Here is an 18,450-nt window from a genome sequence, read left to right as displayed (position 1 = left end):
TCGAGAGGTTCTGGCAGGCTCGTCACCCGCCTCGATACGCCGCCTTCCTCACACCGTCATCACCCAGATTCCGCCATAGCTCAGCGATGCGCTAGGCGGCCTGCATGCGACGATCAAGAAAAAGGTCGAAAAGTCAAACGGAGTGTCGGCAACCGCGGAAGTCGAAGTCCCGGCCTCTAAGGACAACGAGATCTATGTCGACTTCAAGATAGGTGGCCGCTCTCTCGACACGCTAAGCGCGCCTCTCCAGAACGTATTGGAGCAACACGGAATCCCTCTGCATCCGACCCGGTGACGATCAGATTTCCAGCGCTTCCGGGAGTTACCTTGTCAGATTAGGGAGGTCTCATTTCTTAGGCAAACGGCACTGTCCTTCGTTGCCTGTCGCGGTGAACGCGTCGAACAGGCCGGGGGCGACGCTCGTGCCATTAAACATGACGGCGATCTGCTTTGCGATGCCAAAAGCATCCTCGCCCTCCCTCTTCGCCGTCCGCTTGGCGTTGATCGTCCGAGCGATGTTCCATTCGTCGTGAGACCCGAAGCTGAAAGCCACGGACGCGCGCAGCCCGTAATAGTTTCGGAAGTCCGCCTTCTTGATTTCAGCTAGCTTGCTGTCGGTTTTGGCGAGCCCTTCGTAAAAGCGTTCCAATTTCTCTAGATCGGCCCGGCCGTCGAAGGAGAAATAATTCGCGAAGTCGGAAGGGCCCGCGAAATATATGAAATCAAAATCGCGGCCGAAGCCGTCATGGCCTTCGAGGACGCGCGTCCACATCAGCATGTAGTCCTCGCCTTTCGCTGCCTCGGGCAATGAAAATTCCTTCGCGGCGGTGTTCAGGAGCCATAGGGACCGGGGACCGAAACGTTCCTCGACTCGCTCTTTCGTCCGCGCCGCTATCTTGACGTTGACGGGAAGATAGCTGCCTTGAATGGTTGAAATCGGAATGCTGAGATATCCGATGGCTTTCCCCTGCTGGCGCTGCGCTGAGATGCGGGTGCGGATTTGTTCGACGCGAGTCGCGATGACGCTCTTGAGGTCGTTCTGAACGCAGTAGCATAGCCCGTTTGGCGTGCATTCGGTGGAGGTCTCGGCGCGGGTGGCCGTGGGGATAGCGGCCGCATATGCGGTTACGGCCGCGGCTGCGATCAATTGAAGAGCTTCATTCGGGTCTCCCATGCATACCGGGTCCAAGAATCACGGGCAGGCGGTTGTCGGTTTAAACGTGAGCGTCACGAGAGGATCACTGGCGCCTGGGCTTGACTTGCGCGGAATGCTCTGGATAGCGCGGTCTGGATGATTGACGCTGCCGGCGCGCGGTGATGGGGTGATCCCGGTTCGGAGCGGGCAACGGGGATCAGAATGACCAGCGAATCGCAGCTGCGCGAGAAGCTTCGGAAGATCGAGGCGTTGTTCGCGGGTGCCGGAACTGCCGGTGAGCGCCTTGCGGCGGAAGCTGCGCTACAGCGGGTGCGTGCCCGGGTCGCGGAGCTCGCTCGCCACGATCCGCCGATCGAGCAGCAATTCTCACTTCCTGACCAATGGTCGCGGCACCTGTTTTTGGCGCTTTGCCGCCGGTACGGGCTGCGGCCGTTTCGTTATCACCGCCAACGACGCAACACGGTGGTGATCCGTGCGTCCCGAGGCTTCGTCGACAAAGTTCTGTTGCCGGAGTTCACCGAGCTGGAGAGGGCGTTGCAAGTTTATCTGCACGAGATGACGCTGCGCGTGATCCGCGAGGAGATCTATGACGACACCAGCGATGCGCAGGAAGTTCCAGAGTCCTTGCCGTCGAACTGATCAGGCGGCGAGCTTTGCCAGCGAACTGTCGCGCTCGGCCTTCCAATTCCACGGCAACAGCATGTGCAGCTGATTGATCTTTGTACGTCCGGAGACGATGCGCTCGAGAACATCGGTCAGATAGTGTCGCGGGTCGATGTCTTGCAGCTTTGCCGTGTTGATGAGCGAGGCGAGAATGGCCCATGTTTCGGCGCCGCCTTCACTGCCGGCGAACAAGTAGTTCTTCTTTCCCAGGCCTATCGGCTTGATGCTGCGCTCGACCGTATTGCTGTCTATTTCAATGCGTCCGTCATCGATGAAGCGCGTCAGGCCGTCCCAATGGTTGAGGGTGTAGCGGATGGCTTTGCCCAGACCGGACTTCTTCGAGACTTCCAGCAGTCGCGCCTCGAGCCAGGGTTTGAAGTCCTCGATCAGCGGCCTGGTGTCGGTTTGCCGCACCGCAGCCCGATGCGCCGCCGGCAGACCGCGGATGCGATCCTCAATGGCGTAGAACATCGCGATCCGTTGCAGCGCTTCCGCGGCAATCGGCGACTTCGTCGCGACGTGAACGTCCCAGAACTTCCGCCGCGCATGCGCGAAGCAGAACGCCAGCAGCACCAGACGGCCGCCGTTCTTGATCAGGCCCTTGTAGGCGGCATAGCCGTCGACCTGCAGGATGCCCTGGTAATCCCCGAACAGCTGCTTGGCGCGGATCGCCTTGCGATCCTCGGCAAACATGTAGACCACCGCCGGCGGCGCGGGGCCGCCCCACGGACGGTCATCGGTGGCGATCGCCCAGAACTGGCAGACTTTGGTTCTGCCACGGCCGGGATCGAGAACCGGCAGTGGCGTCTCGTCGGCAAACAGCCGCGGGTAGGACATCACTGTGTCGCGCAACAGCGTGTGAAGCGGCTTCAGCCACCAGGCGGCGCGGCCCATCCATGAGGCCAGCGTCTGCCGGTCAAGCGTGATGCCTTGCGCGGCGAACATCTGTTCCTGCCGATACAGCGGCAGCTGGTAGCCGTATTTCATCACCGCGATGTGGGCCAGCAAGGCTTCCGTCACCATCCCGCCGTCGATCGCCTGGGCCGGCGCCGGTGCCTGCAGCACACCCTGGCGGCATCCCCGGCAGCCGTAGCGCGGACGCACAATGCGCTTGACCTGGTACTGCATCGGAATGACGTCGAAGGCTTCCTTGACGGTCTCCCCGATCTTGTGCAGCCGCTCGCCGCAGCAGGGGCAGATGTGGCTCTCGATATCGATCACGACGTCGATGCGCGGCAAATGCTCCGGAAGCCTCCCCCGGTTGCGTCGCGCCGGTCGCTTGCTACGGCCTTCCGCTCCATCAGGCAGCCTGCCTCCGGTCCCGTCGTCGTTGGCGGCGGCACCTGCCGCCTGCGCCGTGATGGTGAAGAGAGACAGCTGTCCGGGATCCAGTGTCTCGGAGCGGGGACCAAAGATCGTGCGCTTGTACTGGGACAGGATCATCAGGAGCTTGTCGTTCTCCTGGACTGCAGCATCGCGTTGGGCGATCGCCACATCACGCTCGGCCGCCAGCGTGCTGCATTCCGCCGACACCACGGCAAGCCGTGACGACAGTGCCGTCACGGCTTGCTGGAGCAATGCTCGATCGGAAGGCAAATCAATCATGCAGCGCGTTCTACTACAGCTCTGCATGAATGACGAACTACTCTTGATGATGATCAACCAGCTCGTGTTGGTTGATCCACAACCCGCATCGGCACACGCTTCCAGTCCGAGCCGTCGAGCAGCACCGAGAGCTGAGCATGAGATAGCGGCATGACGCCTTCCTTGATCGGAGGCCAGCTGAACTGCCCTTCGATTCTCTTGTAGTAGAGAACAAGGCCACTTCCGTCCCAGGTCAGGATCTTCACGCGATCTCGGCGCTTGGATCGAAACACCCACAGCCCGCCGTCGAACGGATCGGCTCCAAACGCCTCGCTTACCAGCATCGCCAGCGAGTCCATGCCGCGACGGAAATCGACCGGCTGCGTCGCGATCCAGATCGATAACCCAGCGCGGGGCCCGATCATCGGCCGACCGTCCCGACTGCCGCAAGCACCTCGCAGAGTGCTCGCCGGTCGACCGTTCCCATGACACGGATGCGAACTGCGCCGACCTCGATCTCAATCGCTCCCTGCTCCTCGCATAGCGGCAATTTGCCTCCACAGTCGGTGATTGCGACCGGCACAAAGCCTGATGGCATGCCTCCATGCTCCTCGAGCTTCGCCCGCGTTGTCTGACGACGCCAAAGAAACAACAGGCTCGGGCTGATGTCGTGTCGCCGCGCCACCCCGGAAGCGCTTGCACCCGGCGCAAAACTCTCCGCGACAATCGCCGCTTGTCAATCGGCCTGTAAATTTGACCCCTCATCGGCGTCCAATTTTGACCCCTTCGTGCGCCGCGGTTTGACGGTAGCGCTCGGCTCGTTGGAGCTGGCCGGGATAGCGGAGACGAGACGAGCGCGGGTGGCGTGATCGTCGTCGCGGCTTTTGAAGCGCCAGCTGTCATTGCCGGTCTCGACGATGTCACAGTGATGGGTCAACCGATCGAGCAGCGCGGTGGTCATTTTGGCGTCGCCGAACACGCTCGGCCATTCGCCGAAGGCGAGATTGGTGGTCACGATGACGGAGGCGCGCTCATAGAGCCGGCTGACGAGGTGGAAGAGAAGCTGGCCACCGGACTGGGCGAAGGGCAAATAGCCGAGTTCATCCAGCACAATGAAGTCCATCCGGGTCAGATGCTCGGCGAGCCGTCCTTGCCGTCCGTTGCGGGTCTCGGTCTCGAGGCGATTGACGAGGTCGACTACGTTGAAGAAGCGGCCGCGGGCACCGGATCGGATGCAGCTTCTGGCGATGGCAATGGCCAGGTGGGTTTTGCCTGTGCCGGTGCCGCCAACCAGCACGACGTTGCGTTGTTGGGCGATGAAGCCGCCGCCAGCAAGATCATTGACGAGTGTCTGATTGATCGGCGTGCCGTCGAACTGGAAGTCGGCGATGTCCTTGGCAAGCGGAAGCTTGGCAATGGTGAGCTGGTATTTGATCGACCTGGCTTGCTTCTCGTTGATCTCGGCGTTGAGCAGGTCGCCGACAATGCGCTGAGGTTCGTGCTGGCGCTTGACGGCAGTTGCCATGATCTCGTCGAAGGCAGCCTTCATGCCGTAGAGCTTGAGTTCGCCCATGAGGTCGAAGATTTGGGTTCGTTCCATCAGATGGTCCTCCGGAGGTTGTCGTAGCGGGCACAATCGGCGATCGGTGCATGACGGAGCGTCAGTGCGGCCGGCGTCATGATGTTGGCCGGTGGGGCGGGTTCACGTTGACGGGCCAGGATATTGAGAACGACATCGGCCGAATGGACGCTGTGACTGAGCGCTTCGGCACAGGCCGCTTCCACCGCGGGCAGACCGTCAGTCAGCACCGCGTTGAGGATGTCGACCATCTGTCGATTGCCGTCGTCGGTGCTGGCAAGCTTGCGCCGGATCCGCTCGATCGCGGCTGGCAGCACCCAGTCTTTGAAGGGAGCACCGTTGCGCAAGGCGCCGGGTTTGCGGGCGAGCACCGGCACATAATGCCAGGGGTCGTAGACGGTATCGCCGCGGCCAAAGGATCGCGGGTGCTCGGCAACGATGCGTCCATCCTGACGGATCACGATGCGATCGGCATAGGCTTGAACCTCGACCGGTCGCCCGACTGCGCTGGCTGCGACCGAGTACTTGTTGTTGTCGAAGCGCACCAGGCAGGTCTTCGAGACCGATGCCGTCACCGCATGGAAGCCGTCGAAGCGGCCGGCATAGGGAACGAGTTTGGGGCGTTCGGCTTCGAACACTTCCCAGATCGTCTGATCGACCAGCTCCGGATGGCGATGAACCTTGGCGTAGGCGATGCATTTGTCGAGCAGCCAGGCGTTTAACTCGTCGAGGTTTTTGAACCGCAGCCGCGGCGTGAAGAAGCGTTCCCTGACCAGCCCGACCTGGTTCTCGACCTGCCCTTCTCCCAGCCCGACGCTGGCGTGCAGGCGACCGGATCGACCAGATAGTGGCTGCACATCTGCAGGAAGCGGCGATTGTAGAGACGCCCTTTACCGACGAAGATCGTCTCTACGGCGGTCTTCATGTTGTCGTAGATGCCGCGGGTGCAGGTGCCTTTGAACAGGGCGAACGCCCGGTCGTGGGCGTCGAACACCATCTCCTGCGTCTCCCGCGGATAGGCCCGCACGAACAGCATGCGGCTGTGACAGAGCCGGACATGGGCGGCCTTCACCATCACCGTGGTGCCGCTCAGCAAGACCACCTCGTGGCTCCAGTCGAACTGGTAGGCTTCGCCTGGGGCAAAGCTTAGCGGGACATAAGCAGCCGCGGTCGATTGCCCGCGTTCCTTGCTCCACCGCCTGGCGTAACGCCGCACCGCATCGTAGCCGCCGTCATAGCCACGGCTGCGCAGCTCTTCGAAGATCCGGATTAACGTCAGCTGTTCACGAGCCGGTTTGGCCGCGTTCGCCGCCAGCAGTCCGTCGAGCTCTACTGCCCATCGTCCCAGCTTTGGCCGCGGCTGCACTTGCCGCTCGTACTCGAAGGAGGTCTCTCCTGACCTCAGCACCTTCCGGACCGTGTTCCGCGACACCTTCAGGTCACGGGCAATCTCCTTGATCGTCTTGCCCTTGATGAAGTGCTCGCGCCGAATCCGCGCAATCGTCTCCACGATCAGCATCCTCGACCACCTGCTTCATTCCAAAGCAGGCAGCGCAACAGACCAACCTATAGGGGGTCAATTTTGGACGCCGATCCCCCGGCTTAGGGGGTCAATATTGCAGGCCGAATGACACGCCGCTTTCGCATCGGTCGACCAGCGCCGTCGTCGGCCGGTCCCCGTGATGATCTCGACGCGCCGCAGCGTGTCGGAGCCGTCCTCAAGGATAGGCGTATGCCTATCCTTATCGCCATCCTTACAACTCGCTCTTGACATGGTGACCTCGTGACAAACCTCTCCACGAGATCTTCCTAGCCGACTAGATCAACCCTCAGTGCGTGGTCGCCAGATGACGCTCACGTTTAAACGTATCCTTCAAAAATTTCGCGAGCCGCATGCCGGCGACCGCAAGCTGACGGTCCACAACTGGCAGCGCCGCAGTGTAGTAATTCATCTCCAGCGCGCCGCCGTCCGGAATTACGTAAGCGGTCTCGCGAGCCAATTGGTGCGCCTCAAGCGCCCAGTCGGTCGGCGACCCGCCGTCGAGGCTAGTCACGTCGCGCCCGGGAAACCATGTCGTCTCAAGCCGAGTCACGTAGGCGCCCCAGGCAAAAACGGTGTGCATGATAATTTCGGTATCCCAGCCAGCATGAAGTTTCACGCTCTTGCCGAAGAACGTCACGACGACATCGTTTCCGCCGTGGTCGTTGCAATCGGTGTCGTGCAGCGGCTGATGGATATCGCCGATGAGATGAACGAGGAATTTTAGCGCTTGCGCCCGCTCGGCCGGCGTTCTAGTGCAGTCGGCTAAGAGAACTCGGTTCCGCTCAATCGCGTTTATGATGCAATCGCCGAATTTAGGGTCCGCCTTGCAGTCAACCCGCGGATCATAGGTCCCGCGCTCGAACGGAATGTTAACGAAATGCCAGTTGCGAGTCTCGTCATGCTGCGCACGGTAATCGTCCGCCCAGCTGACAATTGATCCGAGCGATACGCGAGGATCATGGGTTGCCGACGGAATCTCGATTTTAAGCAACACGCGGATTTTTTCTAGGGTCGGTTGGTCAAGCCGATGCTCCGCAAGTTCGGCAACGATGGAATGGCCCTCCTGGCCCCACGCGAATACCTGTTCGCAGGGAAGCGCGAGTGCCAGAATTGCTAACCAGATCGTTTTCATGGCTCCTCCAAGACGTGATATTCGATAATTTTTGCTGTGAAGCTTTGCGGCGGCGCTACGGGGCTCCGATCTCAATCGGGGTTGGCGCGCCTTTCTTTTCACTGTCAAAGAGGATCAGGGACGCGCAGTCCCGACGGGGTTCGGTCCAGCGGCAGGAGACCCTCGGGCTTCCGCTTGGGATCAAAGGAGGACAGTTCGGCGAGTCGCCTGACCTCCTCACTTTCTCCGTCACAGGCGTAGATCGCGTACACGCCGGGTCCGTTCCCGGCAGGCCCCGCGAGAATGAGAATGCCATTCTCAAAGACCGCAAGGTCGCGCACGCCGCGGCCATTTCCCAAGGGTAGCCGGAAAAGCCGATGGTCTGTCCCCGATCCGCCGAACAAAGTATCAATCCGGGCCGACAGAACGATGGCGCGGTTGCCGTCGAGAACCGGGCCGCGGAATCCCGCCAAGAGCAAGACATTATCCTTGATTGCAACGCCTTCGATCATCAGGCCGTTGTTTTCAAGCCGCTTGTCCATGAAAGGGGCAAGTAACGGCTCCGCCGCGATGATCTCTCTTAGTCTCGGCGTGCGCTCGATCTCCGAAGCAGTGCCGTCTTCGCCCTTGGTGCGGAAACGAATAATCTGGCTACTTGCGGAAATCCGCGCCTTGATTTCCCTGCCGGTTAGCTTGCCTTTCTTGTCCCGCGGATGCCCGTGCGACCCCATGACATAGTAGCGACCGCCGGCAAAGGCGACGCCTTCGCCGTCAAGCTCAAGCGCTTCGCCGTCGAGCTTGTCGCCGATCAGGCTGGCCGTGCTGCCCGCAACGAGTTTTCCGTCGGTCACTGTGACGAATTGCGCCTCCTGCACATTGTCGTAGATGACAAGGCATGAGCGGGGGAATCCCTGCGCTTTCGCGCAAGCGATGCCGCTGACATCTTTGGCTTTGCCACCGTCCTTTCCAAGCAGCTTGTGTTTGACCGGCCAGGCGTCGCCCGGTGCGCCAAAAAGAGGCTGGGTGTAATCCGCGGCGGCAAGGCCGAGAAGCAAAGCGCCGATCCCACACCTCCTCGCGAAAGTCATCATTGCGTTGCCCTCGACTGCCGGTGGCTCACGCAGGGATGCAGACGATCGTCGCCATTAACGCCGAGAAGAGACGGCTTTTCGTCTGTGAATTTAGTCGATCCAGCGAGAGCGTGTGAGACGTTCAGATTCGTAAAAAAAACTTCGGGGGAATTGGTCGTCGAAAATGAGTGCTTGCGGTCCTGCGGTGCTGGCCAACGCTTCCGCCTCGTCGGGAATGATGACGCCTGGAAACTTGACCGCGCTTCCCGGTCGTTGTGGAGATAAAGCCCATAATTTTCCACGGACCTCTCCTTTGCCTTTAGCCGTCACCCTCGCTTCTTGCCCGCCGCCTTCTTCCTTTTTGCGGCTTTCTTCTTCTTAACGGCCTTCTTCTTTTCGCAGCCTTTTTCGATGTTTTCTTTACGGCTCTTTTCTTCACCGCTTTAGCGGCGGCCTTTTTCTTCGACTTTTTCGGAGCAGTCGTTCCTTCCTCCTCCTTCTTGGCATCCCTGGCCGCCTTTGCCTTCGCGCGTTTGTCCTTGGCCCGCTGCGCTTCATTGACGAATACGTCGGGATCGCGGGCCGCCTGCGGTGCCCACGTCAGACCGCGGTCCGCGAAAAACATGATCCTGCGAATGCATTTGAAATTTCCATCCTGAAAGAAAGGCGCAAGCCAAATCGCGCCAGTGTCCAGTATGGCCGCCTTTCTCTTCGCCTCTTCCTCATCCTCATGGTTCATCGCTGCGCGGTTGGCGGTCATTCGGAAAAAAAGTGACGGAAGATGCGATCGAACTCCGTCATATAGATATCGGCGACGCGGGTGTCGCCCCGGATGAAAAGCATATTCTCGTCGTTCGCCGTGAGCGACGCGCCTGAAAAGTTAGCCGAGCCTGTGCAGACAAGAGGGGCGTCCGACAGCGGATCGATCAGGAGGAATTTTGTATGAACGAAGAACACGAACCCTTTGCCGTCCTTCCGCGCCAGTTCTTCGTCGACAAACCATTTTTCGAGCGGGAAATTCGGAATGGGAACGAGTTTCGTTCCTCCTGCGCCCTTCTCTGTTTTAAATGAAGTCTTCGTGACCTTCCCAAGTACCGACCCGTTCGACATGATAAGACGGTCGAGGCTGTCACGCTCGGCCTTGCGCGCTTCCGCTGTGGCAGGCTTTTCGAGTAGTACGAAACGCATGGAATCCTGCTGCTTCCCAAGAGACCGGCTTTTCAGATAGTCTGCGTCAATCGTTACGCTCCCGTCCGGCTTGTCGCAGGACTGTCCGTGCTTCTCGCAATACTTCGTTGCGATGGCTTCCGCGAGGGCAAAGGATATCGAAGAACAGGTCCGGCTGAAGCGGAATGCGCAGGCGATTTACCAGGACCTGGTTGATCAATTTGGCTTTCCGTCCAGCTACCAGAGTGTCAAGCGGTTTGTGCGCCGGTTGCGGCACGCTGATCCTGAGCAGTTTGATCGTCTTGAGTTCCTCCCCGGCGAGGAAGCCCAGGTCGACTATGGCGAGGGCGCTCTGACGATTGATCCCAGGAGCGGGCGGTACCGTCGTCCCCGCCTGTTCGTGATGACGCTACCTACTCGCGGCGCAGCTTCCGGCGGGTAGTCTGGAAGTCCAGCCAACAAGTCTGGGCGCAGCTCCACGAAGAGGCGTTCCGGTATTTTGGCGGGGTCCGCCAGCGATGTCGTGCTCGACAACCTGAAGGAAGGCGTCCTCAAGCCGGATTTGTACGAGCCCCAGCTCAACCCGATTTACAGCGCGATGCTGGCTCATTACGCCGTGGTCGCCGATCCCGCGCGGGTGGCCGATCCAAATCGGAAAGGCTGCGTCGAGAGTGCGATTCAACATACCCAGGGCACCGCGCTGGCCGGACGGCGCTTCGAGACACTGGAAGCCCAGAACGAGTTCCTGAGGCACTGGGAGGAGAATTGGGCCTCCAAGCGCATCCACGGCAGCACGCGCCGTCAGGTCGAGGCGATGTTCCAGGAAGAGAAGTCGCACCTGCGGCCGCTGCCTGTGGCTGCCTTCCGCATCTTCACCGAAGTCGTCCGGACTGTCTGCGACGACACCACCGTACGCGTCGACAACAGCTATTACGCCGCGCGGCCCGCGCCGATCGGCAGTCAGGTCGTGGTGCGGATCTACGCCTCCACGATCGAGATCCGTGATCGCCACACCCATGCGCTGCTGCGTGTTCATTCCCGGATGACGCACCCCGGTTCTGTTGTCCTGCCGACCAGCGAACGGCCGTTCAATCCGTCGCGGCAAACCGCCGTGCTGCTGGCGAGCGCCGAGCGCATCGGGCCGCAGACCAGGGCGCTATGCCAGCAAGTGTTCGACACCGAGGGGCGCCCCGGACAGCGCGCGATGTGGGGCATTGTCGGGCTGAGCCGGAAGTATCCAGCACGGCTGGTCGAGCAGGCCTGCGCGCACGCCATCGGCAACCGCATCTACCGTTACAAGCACGTGCGTGCGACCGTCGAGCGGTTGTTCGAACAGGCGATCGCGCAGGTTGGAGCGACGCCACAGCCGGCATCGCCGCTCACCCAGGATCATCCGCTGATCCGTACCCCCGCGGAATACGGCGACCTCTTCAGCCGCGCTGTGCGGCGCGACGCCGACGATAATGGTCGGCAGGCCGAGGCTCACGACGATCACGCCACGGCAATCCGCGCTCGTGTCGCCTGCGCAACCCCGGCCAGCTCCGCCGCCACGAGCGCTCCCGCTGCACCTTCTCACCTTAAACTGGAGACCTAGCCACATGATGACCATGCCGGAAATTGAGCGTTGCCTACGACAGCTGCGCCTGTCGGGTGTCCGCGACACGCTGCAGACGCGCGTGCTCCAGGCGCAGGGCGCCACCCAGCCCTTCCTCGAGACCTTCTCCCTTATCCTGCAGGATGAACTGGATCGTCGTCAGTCCCGTCTTATCGAGCGGCGATACCAGCAATCCGGGCTCGACGAAAAGCTGACGCTCGCCGAGTTCGACTGGTCCTTCAATCCCAAACTGCCACGTCAGACCTGCTTCCAGCTCCACACCCTGGCGTTCATTGCCGCTGGCGAGAACGCTCTGCTTGTCGGCAAACCTGGCACCGGGAAGTCGCACATCGCCAAGGCGATTGCCTATCAGGCGATCCTGCAAAGCCACAAGGTCCAGTATCTTGAGACCGACGACTTCTTCCACCGCTACGCCCTGAACTCTCCGGCACAACGCGAGGTCCGGCTGCGAACCATCATCGACTGCGATCTCCTCGTGCTGGACGATCTATTCCTCGCACGCGCCATCCCCGACGACGCCGGCACTTTGCTGCAGACCCTGATCCATCAGCGCTACAAACTGCGCCGCAGCGTCATCGTCACCTCCAATCGCGTCGTGCAGGATTGGGGGGCATACCTTGGGGACAACACTATGAGCACGACGATCCTCGATCGCCTTATGCATCATTGCCATCTGCTTGAGTTCGACGGACGCAGCTATCGGCTCAAAGAAGCCGCTGAAGCTCTTGCCCGGGAAACAAACTCAAACTAACAGTCCCTTGTCCTGCCTCGCGGGTGGAGGAATTTGACTGACCACACCCGGAGGAATTTGAAGTGACCCGCGGGGAACAGGGAAACGCAACATGTAATCCTCCCCCCTTTACAATGGCTGAAGTCTATCACCCAGAAATTGCAATGTGAAGGCGACGCAAGAGCCCGGTCGGCGCAGCCGACGCGATGTAGCCATGGCAACTGATCGGGCGGTTTGACCCTCCGCAGGGGAAATCGGGTAGATTTCGCTATTCTTCCTGCAAGAGCGCTCAGTACGGAAAGTCAGCTTGAAGCTCGCCCCCGAACGGGTCAGTGCCGTCCGGCCTTGTGAACGGGCGGGTCGGCCAGGGACGAGAACCACTCTGCCCGGTTGACCGTGCTTCGCGCGACGAACGTCGATGCCGAGGGCGGTTTTGGCCAGCCTATGCCCGTGCCCTCCTTGATTTAGGGATGGACCCTGGCAGCCCCGTGGGTGAAGCCAGGATGAGAGGGGCTGGCTCCCGCTATCACAGCGTCAGCGCGTCCCGCCCTTTGGGCTGGCAGGGCCGCGACGTATTCTGCCCAGCGTTCAAGCGCCAAGGTCGCGGCAGCAGCGCTCACGGTCACGGGAGGTTACGGTTACCACCGCGGCCCGATCGAGCGCGCCTTCCGTGACGCGCGGGCAGCCATCGCCATGGGACCATCAAACGTGATTGCTCGGGACTGGATCGGTAAGGCGCTGGTCGGCCTGCCGCTCGAGCTGTTCTACGAAGGCGGCGAGTAGATCCAGTTCGCGAATTTTTTCGCTACGGTCGTCTGGCAATGAAGCTGGAGCTTGTCGCCTTTTTAGGCTCTGAGATTTGGAATGCGCTGTATATCCGTTTTTGGGAGATGGTCTCCTCAAATCCAAGCCTTGACCGACTATCCAAAGAGCGCCTGCACCGCGTCTGTTCGCTGCGACTTGAGTGGGTCTCGACTCGCCTCACCGCGGCCCAAGATGGTTCTTACCGATTCAGAAGAACTCTCGCACGGCGAAAGGAGGCTGACCTTTCCAGCGCTCGTCTCAGCTCGTCTCAGATTTCAGCGCAGCGTGCAGCCGAGCCTTTTCCAACCGAGACCTGAGTCCACTAAGGCAGCTCGCCAATTTGGCGAATTCCTGAATACTGAGATAATTAAAGACAAACTGCTCGAGTTCTTCGTGCTGTGCCGCGATGCTCGCAAGACGTTTGCGAGCGTTGTCTGTTAGCGACAGGAGTACAAACCGAGCATCATTTGTGTCGGATTTCCGGCGCACGAACCGCTTGTCCTCAAGCTCCTTCGCATTTTTCGTGATGAAGCCCGATTCAACTTTCATCAGCTTTGCAACCACGTTGACTGGAACACCGTCATCTCCTTCCAGGTCGGTCAGCGCCATCAAGATCAGCATTTGCGGACCTGTAATGCCGAGGGCACTCGCCTGGTAATATCGGAGATCTTCCAGACACACATTAATCGATCTGATCTCCCACGTGAATCGCCTGAGTACATCCTGCCCCCCGCGAGGGTCCTTTCCGAGCTGTGTTTTTATTCCAGGCAACTTCGGCGCCATCTGATCTCAGGAGCTCCATCCTCGAAACTATTCCTTGCTGGCTGAGCTCAACAAAAGGAGTGAGATGCGTTGATCGTTTCGACCTGCCAAGCGCCGGAGCCTGGATTAACGAGCCGCATTCAGGCCAGCTCGCTCCCGGGCCAACGTTATGGAGGAAATTCGCTAGTCTACCCCCCAATTATACCACGCAACTTCACACAATCACTGTCGTGAAATCCGTCAAAAACTTCCAACTCTCCGCAGGATTTCTGTAGATAGGCGGTTTCTGTGCGTTTAATCCGCAACTGTAGCGCGCAGAATAGGGCGAATCGCGGAAAGCGACTTTGAGCTGTCGAGAGCGGCGTGGAATGGGCTGATCCACCGTGGACGCCAAAGTCAGTGTCGTGCCGCTCTTTTGGAAAGCGAGTCCTGCCCATCTGGATTGTGCGCTCTCGTCACACAGTTACATTGCTCGGCTTGCACAACGACGGCGTGTAACTGATGGAGCAAATCATCCAATACGCAGATTTTCTGCGGACACCTTGCCGGCGCTGCCCGTCTTGACCTCGAAGCTGATCCGCGCCCCCTCCGCAAGAGCGGTGTAGCCGGCCTTCTCGACTGCTCTGATGTGCACGAATACGTCGGCTCCGCCATCATCCGGCTTGATAAAGCCGTAGCCCTTCGTCGCGTTGAACCACTTTACTATACCGGTTGCCACTACAATATCTCCATGCAAACGACCGCGATCTATCTACGATTTGCAGAATGATCAAGACCCTCCTCATAGGTCGCCTGCGATGTTGTCCGCCGCGCAATATTGAGCAACATCGTCGTCGCAATGAGCCTCACAGAAGGGTCAGGCCGACCGATCGTCCCGCGTCCTCGGCTGCTTCCGGCGGCGATGCCTGCGACTGGCGCTGCGGCGTTGCAGCGCCGGAGGAAGCACGGGAAGCTTACTTACGAGAGACTTCTCACTCGCTCCTTCGAGCGCTCGCTCTTGTGTGGTCGGTACGGCCATCTGTTCCAGCGAACCAAGAAAGGCCCTGCCTTTTTCCGTTATAATCCATTGTCCGGATTCTCGCGCAACCAGCTTCTGTCCGAAAATATCGAGATCCGGGGCCCGCTCTGCCAATCGCTTCATACGAGCCGTCCACTCCGGACCGCTGGTGTAGAATACCGCCAGTTAATCCTTCAGGGCAGCGAGACTCGCACGGCCCTCCGGTTGGCCGGCGAGAATCTTAAGTATCGAGAGCTGAAAACTCACATTCGTTAACCAAACGCAGCAGCACGATCGCCGCATACATTAGCGGCACCTAGCGGACCCCGCGCTCGGCTTCAAAACAAGAACCTGAAAACAAATGCTAATGTACGGATCGTCCGACAAGTTTGGACGCAAGCTTAGACCGTCCTTTCGGATCTGGGGAGGCCTTTCGATGCAATTCCTCGGCCGTTCCGGCAGGGCTCGCAGGCAGTCAAGCATCGAACCTGACTGATCGTGGACAGCCCAGAGCTGTGCGAAACAGCGTCACCTTCGTTCCGTCGTCGATTGCGGCCGCTTTCACTCGCTTCACCGAACATGGCTAAGAAATACCGATTGGCATCTTCCAGAGGTCTACGACTTCCTGCCAGATCTGGGAATCACAAGCATCGCGGCGACACACACACAGTTGATACGTTGCCGATTTAAATCGAGATCCGGTAGGGCTGCTATTTGGTCCTTTCCAGGACGCTGTGATTTCCGAGTCTATGTTCGACATGACATCGATTTATCAGGAGCGGCCGGACCCAAGGACTCTTTCGCAAAGATTGGCCGAGTACCACTTACCTTATCACCAGGCGCTATCTCACATCATCGGCCGTCTCCGAAAACCGTGCGGGCGCGTCCTGCTTCTCGATCTGCACGCGTTTTACGGGCCCATCGAAGACGATGTATGCATCGGCGACTTGCGGGGCGCGTCATGTCAACCGGCCACAACAGCGATCCCCGCGACCGCGTTCGAGCGACAGGGCTTCCGGGCAGTTTCCAATTAACCGTTTGCCGGCGGCTATGTCATCAGGAAACACTACAGCGCTTCGACCGAGGCGTTGCAGATCGAACTGCGCTACACAACCTATATGGATTGCGGTCGTATCGATGACCCTGTCCGGCCAGAAATCGATAACGCGCGGCTCCAGTTTTTGAAACCCCGCTTCGCGGTGCGCTCACGGAGATGGTTGATCGATGGTGCCGAATCTAGAAGAACGCTTCACCTGCAACTGCGTGACGAAAGGTGCTGACCTCCAATCCCGACATCGCAACGCGATTGCTGACACGGCGATAGCGAAATTGCCGGGGAAATTGCGGTCAGCACCCGCGCCTCACCGCAGCTCTTGACCGTTGCGAGTTATCACGTCAACGAGAAAGGCCGATGAATGGGAATGGCAAGCTGAGATGGATGTGATTGATCAAGCGAACGCCTCGGAGTTGCCGCCCGTCTTGCACAAATCCCCAAGGCGCTTTTCTTGGATTCTCGCGCTCGTGATCATCTCCTTTGGTCTGTGCGCCGGGGCAGCCTATTATTGGACGAACATCGAGACAGTTTTCGCGACGTCATCGGCGCGTGAGCCTGTTCCGATCGCAGGCTTGTCACCTGAGGATAGGGAAGCTCTCTTCCAGATACGATCAGGACAACAGAAGGCGAGCGATGAGATCGCAGAGCTCAGTCGCAACATCGGTGCGCAGCAAGCCGATTTGAAACGGATGGCGGGCCAGATCGAGGCGCTCACGGCGAAGATCGAATCTTTGCAGAATTTGCCGGTTCCTGCCCCTGTGCCCCAGGCTCCTTCTCTGCCGGCCGTCCACTCCGCTTTGAAGCCCGCGAAGAGAGTAGTCCAACCGTCTAAACCAGAAGGGCCAATCTCGATCCGGGGCGCGCCGCTGATCCCGGAGCCAGGTGCCGACCCGCGTTGATACAGACGACGACCTTGTCGTCGACTGCTTTCGTAGTTGCGCCGCTCCCGGCCTTGCGAGCCCCTGACCATGGCTCGCTTGATGGCTCTGTGCGCCTAAAGCCCGCGCGGAAATGAAGACCTGCGCAGAATCAACATCGTTATTGATGCGCTATTCCCAGTCAATGATCGTATAAATCCGCTTTCTCACGCCTTCTCCGTAATTCGAAGCAAATGAGAGGCGCGGGTCTCAATGACGGTCCGGATCGTCTTGAGAATCGCGTGGGTGACGCCTGCCTCTTCCAGCTCCGTCAGGAGGCCGTCGGCCGCGCTTCTGATCCGGTCTGCCGATTCCTTGATATCCTTGATGAGCAAACGCTGTGCCCCGCGTGTTGCGGGAACGAGTGTCAGCCAGTGCTGCAACTGGATCGTATCCGGAACCGAACGCCCGCCAATGGCCATGGCGAGCTTCTTTGCCAAGCGCTGGTAAGCTGCTGTGCAGACGACGTCATAGAGCGGGGCGAGGTCCGGCACCTCGCCTCGGTAAAGCAGAGCATAGTTCTTCCCATGCGCGTCGGCATTGCCGACCAGATAGTGAAAGATCAGCATGCGGATGAAGCTCAACCGGTCGGCTGCCGGGCGTGCTGTGGCGCGACCGATGAGGTCTAGTGAACGCTCGGTCCCAGGTCCTCCTTCCTCCTCGTACTTGAGCTCTGGAGGAACGCTCAACGCCTGGCAGAAATCCTCCTGATGCAGGCGCGAGATGGTGCCATCGTTGTCTCTCGAACGGTCGTAGCGCTCGACTAGAAGATATGAAATGGCCCCCTGCCGTCGCATCTGGACGTCAGGCACAGGCAGCGTCAGGAGCGCAGCTAGGCGCAGACAGAAGAGTTCATTCTCGACGCTTCCCTCCAGCGCCTGAATGAAGGGCTTCAGAATGTGCGTGGTCGGCCGCCCGCCCTTGGCGAGTCCAATTCTCTCTCCCTCAAGACAAACGGCGAGCTTGTCCTGCACTCCGGCGAGCGACAGCCGCACGCCCTCCTCTCCGCCGAGGAGGGGGCGCTCGCGGAGTTTGCCCAGAATTTCTTCGAGCCGGGCAGGAGTGAGCACTTCGACACCGTCGTCATCGGAGGAGGGAGGTGCCTGACCGGCTGGATAGAGTGACAAGGCGCCTGCGCATTCCCCACCAATCACCTCAAGGAGACCGAAGGCATTTCCTGCCGAGATCCCCAGCGCACCAGCCAGACGTTGCCGGGCGCCCTCATCGGGCAAAAGGCCTGAAAAGAAGGGACGGACAATGCGATCCGGGTGGGGGGCCTCCTGTAGCGGCATGGAAAAGGAGATTGCCCGAGCTGCCCCACCGGCAAGGTAGCCGGTGTCATAGCTGTAGCTGAGCATCCCGGCATCATCCTGGTTGAGGATGCCGGCCTTAACGCTGCCGAAATAGACATCCAGCAGATGGTTCATCGGGGCGTCTCCCGACGGCTGTTGACTGAAACGGTGAGACCCAATGCGGCCGCGACCTGAAGCGCGCGACCGAGCTGACAGCTCTCTTTTCCGGCTTCCAATTCGCGCACGAAACGCACGCCGACCCCGGTCAGGCCCGCAAGCTGTTCCTGCGTTAGGCCTTGGTCCTTGCGTTCATCTCGGATCAGATTTCCGAGGGTTTTGCTGGTAGTTATCTTCGGCATAATCATCCCTATCGGGGCGATAATAGTAGGTTCCGGGCCGAATTACA

At 59.8% G+C, this 18,450-nt stretch carries 17 protein-coding genes and 3 pseudogenes; 6 read left to right on the top strand and 14 right to left on the bottom strand.

The features are described 5' to 3' along the window. Nucleotides 1-346: 346 nt before the first annotated feature. Nucleotides 347-1,174 carry a hypothetical protein gene (locus EI171_RS38465; protein ID WP_246740359.1) on the bottom strand — a complete coding sequence of 276 codons (828 nt, stop codon included), beginning with the start codon at nucleotides 1,172-1,174 and terminating at the stop codon, nucleotides 347-349. Between the two features lie 183 nt (nucleotides 1,175-1,357). On the opposite strand from EI171_RS38465, the gene EI171_RS38460 reads away from it, so the two are divergent. Continuing rightward, entirely contained in the window at nucleotides 1,358-1,795 is a 438-nt protein-coding gene (locus EI171_RS38460; protein ID WP_060908463.1) for a hypothetical protein, read from the top strand. Here EI171_RS38460 and EI171_RS38455 read toward each other — a convergent pair whose 3' ends face one another. The 9 genes and pseudogenes from EI171_RS38455 to EI171_RS38415 all read right to left on the bottom strand — a co-directional run bounded on the left by EI171_RS38455 (nucleotide 1,796) and on the right by EI171_RS38415 (nucleotide 9,894). Continuing rightward, nucleotides 1,796-3,382 (bottom strand): IS66 family transposase, encoded by a 1,587-nt coding sequence (locus EI171_RS38455; protein ID WP_371740555.1) that lies wholly within the window; start codon nucleotides 3,380-3,382, stop codon nucleotides 1,796-1,798. It abuts the gene before it with no gap. Nucleotides 3,383-3,477: 95 nt separating this feature from the next. After that, complete coding sequence (tnpB, locus tag EI171_RS38450) at nucleotides 3,478-3,828, bottom strand: IS66 family insertion sequence element accessory protein TnpB (protein WP_038379303.1); 351 nt, start codon at nucleotides 3,826-3,828, stop codon at nucleotides 3,478-3,480. Next, nucleotides 3,825-4,130 (bottom strand): transposase, encoded by a 306-nt coding sequence (locus tag EI171_RS46875; RefSeq protein WP_161537154.1) that lies wholly within the window; start codon nucleotides 4,128-4,130, stop codon nucleotides 3,825-3,827. The genes tnpB and EI171_RS46875 overlap by 4 nt, the downstream gene beginning before the upstream one ends. A 9-nt stretch (nucleotides 4,131-4,139) precedes the next feature. Next, entirely contained in the window at nucleotides 4,140-5,003 is an 864-nt protein-coding gene (gene istB, locus EI171_RS38440; RefSeq protein WP_039183785.1) for an IS21-like element helper ATPase IstB, read from the bottom strand. 8 nt (nucleotides 5,004-5,011) lie between these two features. Continuing rightward, nucleotides 5,012-6,501: pseudogene (istA, locus tag EI171_RS38435) on the bottom strand (IS21 family transposase); the annotation flags it as partial. Between the two features lie 310 nt (nucleotides 6,502-6,811). Continuing rightward, nucleotides 6,812-7,657 (bottom strand): S1/P1 nuclease, encoded by an 846-nt coding sequence (locus tag EI171_RS38430; RefSeq protein WP_161536367.1) that lies wholly within the window; start codon nucleotides 7,655-7,657, stop codon nucleotides 6,812-6,814. 104 nt (nucleotides 7,658-7,761) lie between these two features. Continuing rightward, entirely contained in the window at nucleotides 7,762-8,727 is a 966-nt protein-coding gene (locus tag EI171_RS38425) for a DUF3616 domain-containing protein (RefSeq protein ID WP_161536366.1), read from the bottom strand. Nucleotides 8,728-9,025: 298 nt separating this feature from the next. Continuing rightward, the gene (locus tag EI171_RS38420; protein ID WP_161536365.1) at nucleotides 9,026-9,466 is read right to left on the bottom strand and encodes a hypothetical protein; all 441 of its coding nucleotides are present in this window, start codon (nucleotides 9,464-9,466) and stop codon (nucleotides 9,026-9,028) included. Next, nucleotides 9,463-9,894, bottom strand: coding sequence for a phospholipase D-like domain-containing protein (locus EI171_RS38415; RefSeq protein ID WP_161536364.1), 432 nt, complete (start codon nucleotides 9,892-9,894; stop codon nucleotides 9,463-9,465). Before EI171_RS38415 ends, EI171_RS38420 begins: the two co-directional genes overlap by 4 nt. A 136-nt stretch (nucleotides 9,895-10,030) precedes the next feature. Between EI171_RS38415 and istA (EI171_RS38410) the strand changes: the two are divergent. The 3 genes and pseudogenes from istA (EI171_RS38410) to EI171_RS46870 all read left to right on the top strand — a co-directional run. Beyond that, nucleotides 10,031-11,467, top strand: a pseudogene (gene istA / locus EI171_RS38410) (IS21 family transposase); the annotation flags it as partial. Nucleotides 11,468-11,471: 4 nt separating this feature from the next. Beyond that, complete coding sequence (gene istB / locus EI171_RS38405) at nucleotides 11,472-12,239, top strand: IS21-like element IS1631 family helper ATPase IstB (RefSeq protein ID WP_161536363.1); 768 nt, start codon at nucleotides 11,472-11,474, stop codon at nucleotides 12,237-12,239. Nucleotides 12,240-12,731: 492 nt separating this feature from the next. Further along, the gene (locus EI171_RS46870; protein WP_371740554.1) at nucleotides 12,732-13,001 is read left to right on the top strand and encodes an acyl-CoA dehydrogenase family protein; all 270 of its coding nucleotides are present in this window, start codon (nucleotides 12,732-12,734) and stop codon (nucleotides 12,999-13,001) included. A 279-nt stretch (nucleotides 13,002-13,280) separates the two neighbouring features. Here EI171_RS46870 and EI171_RS38395 read toward each other — a convergent pair whose 3' ends face one another. Together EI171_RS38395 and EI171_RS38390 are read right to left on the bottom strand one after the other, a co-directional pair. Beyond that, on the bottom strand, nucleotides 13,281-13,805 hold the full coding sequence (locus EI171_RS38395; RefSeq protein WP_161536362.1) for a MarR family winged helix-turn-helix transcriptional regulator: 525 nt from the start codon (nucleotides 13,803-13,805) through the stop codon (nucleotides 13,281-13,283). Nucleotides 13,806-14,295: 490 nt separating this feature from the next. After that, complete coding sequence (locus EI171_RS38390; RefSeq protein WP_161536361.1) at nucleotides 14,296-14,502, bottom strand: cold-shock protein; 207 nt, start codon at nucleotides 14,500-14,502, stop codon at nucleotides 14,296-14,298. 965 nt (nucleotides 14,503-15,467) lie between these two features. Between EI171_RS38390 and EI171_RS46865 the strand changes: the two are divergent. Together EI171_RS46865 and EI171_RS38380 are read left to right on the top strand one after the other, a co-directional pair. Continuing rightward, nucleotides 15,468-15,815: pseudogene (locus tag EI171_RS46865) on the top strand (N-formylglutamate amidohydrolase); the annotation flags it as partial. A gap of 400 nt (nucleotides 15,816-16,215) precedes the next feature. Further along, nucleotides 16,216-16,734: a hypothetical protein gene (locus tag EI171_RS38380; RefSeq protein ID WP_161536360.1), complete on the top strand. Its 519-nt coding sequence runs from the start codon at nucleotides 16,216-16,218 to the stop codon at nucleotides 16,732-16,734. A gap of 185 nt (nucleotides 16,735-16,919) precedes the next feature. Here the strand turns inward: EI171_RS38380 and EI171_RS38375 are convergent, their stop codons facing one another. Together EI171_RS38375 and EI171_RS38370 are read right to left on the bottom strand one after the other, a co-directional pair. Then, entirely contained in the window at nucleotides 16,920-18,179 is a 1,260-nt protein-coding gene (locus tag EI171_RS38375) for a HipA domain-containing protein (RefSeq protein ID WP_161536359.1), read from the bottom strand. Then, nucleotides 18,176-18,403: a type II toxin-antitoxin system Y4mF family antitoxin gene (locus EI171_RS38370; protein ID WP_161536358.1), complete on the bottom strand. Its 228-nt coding sequence runs from the start codon at nucleotides 18,401-18,403 to the stop codon at nucleotides 18,176-18,178. Before EI171_RS38370 ends, EI171_RS38375 begins: the two co-directional genes overlap by 4 nt. Nucleotides 18,404-18,450 lie beyond the last annotated feature (47 nt).

Source organism: Bradyrhizobium sp. LCT2, from assembly GCF_009931255.1.
In the GTDB taxonomy this organism is placed as follows: Bacteria; Pseudomonadota; Alphaproteobacteria; order Rhizobiales; family Xanthobacteraceae; genus Bradyrhizobium; species Bradyrhizobium diazoefficiens.
Note: the sequence above shows the minus strand (reverse complement) of the source record. Positions and strands in the feature narration are given on the sequence as shown.

Bases quoted from the DNA above. Each gene is read 5' to 3' on its own strand.
- istB (WP_039183785.1), bottom strand. From the start codon at position 5,003: ATGGAACGAACCCAAATCTTCGACCTCATGGGCGAACTCAAGCTCTAC.
- EI171_RS38370 (WP_161536358.1), bottom strand. From the start codon at position 18,403: ATGCCGAAGATAACTACCAGCAAAACCCTCGGAAATCTGATCCGAGAT.
- EI171_RS38380 (WP_161536360.1), top strand. From the start codon at position 16,216: ATGGATGTGATTGATCAAGCGAACGCCTCGGAGTTGCCGCCCGTCTTG.
- EI171_RS38395 (WP_161536362.1), bottom strand. From the start codon at position 13,805: ATGGCGCCGAAGTTGCCTGGAATAAAAACACAGCTCGGAAAGGACCCT.
- EI171_RS38375 (WP_161536359.1), bottom strand. From the start codon at position 18,179: ATGAACCATCTGCTGGATGTCTATTTCGGCAGCGTTAAGGCCGGCATC.
- EI171_RS38460 (WP_060908463.1), top strand. From the start codon at position 1,358: ATGACCAGCGAATCGCAGCTGCGCGAGAAGCTTCGGAAGATCGAGGCG.
- EI171_RS38420 (WP_161536365.1), bottom strand. From the start codon at position 9,466: ATGACCGCCAACCGCGCAGCGATGAACCATGAGGATGAGGAAGAGGCG.
- tnpB (WP_038379303.1), bottom strand. From the start codon at position 3,828: ATGATCGGGCCCCGCGCTGGGTTATCGATCTGGATCGCGACGCAGCCG.
- EI171_RS38430 (WP_161536367.1), bottom strand. From the start codon at position 7,657: ATGAAAACGATCTGGTTAGCAATTCTGGCACTCGCGCTTCCCTGCGAA.
- EI171_RS38425 (WP_161536366.1), bottom strand. From the start codon at position 8,727: ATGATGACTTTCGCGAGGAGGTGTGGGATCGGCGCTTTGCTTCTCGGC.
- EI171_RS38465 (WP_246740359.1), bottom strand. From the start codon at position 1,174: ATGGGAGACCCGAATGAAGCTCTTCAATTGATCGCAGCCGCGGCCGTA.
- istB (WP_161536363.1), top strand. From the start codon at position 11,472: ATGATGACCATGCCGGAAATTGAGCGTTGCCTACGACAGCTGCGCCTG.
- EI171_RS38415 (WP_161536364.1), bottom strand. From the start codon at position 9,894: ATGCGTTTCGTACTACTCGAAAAGCCTGCCACAGCGGAAGCGCGCAAG.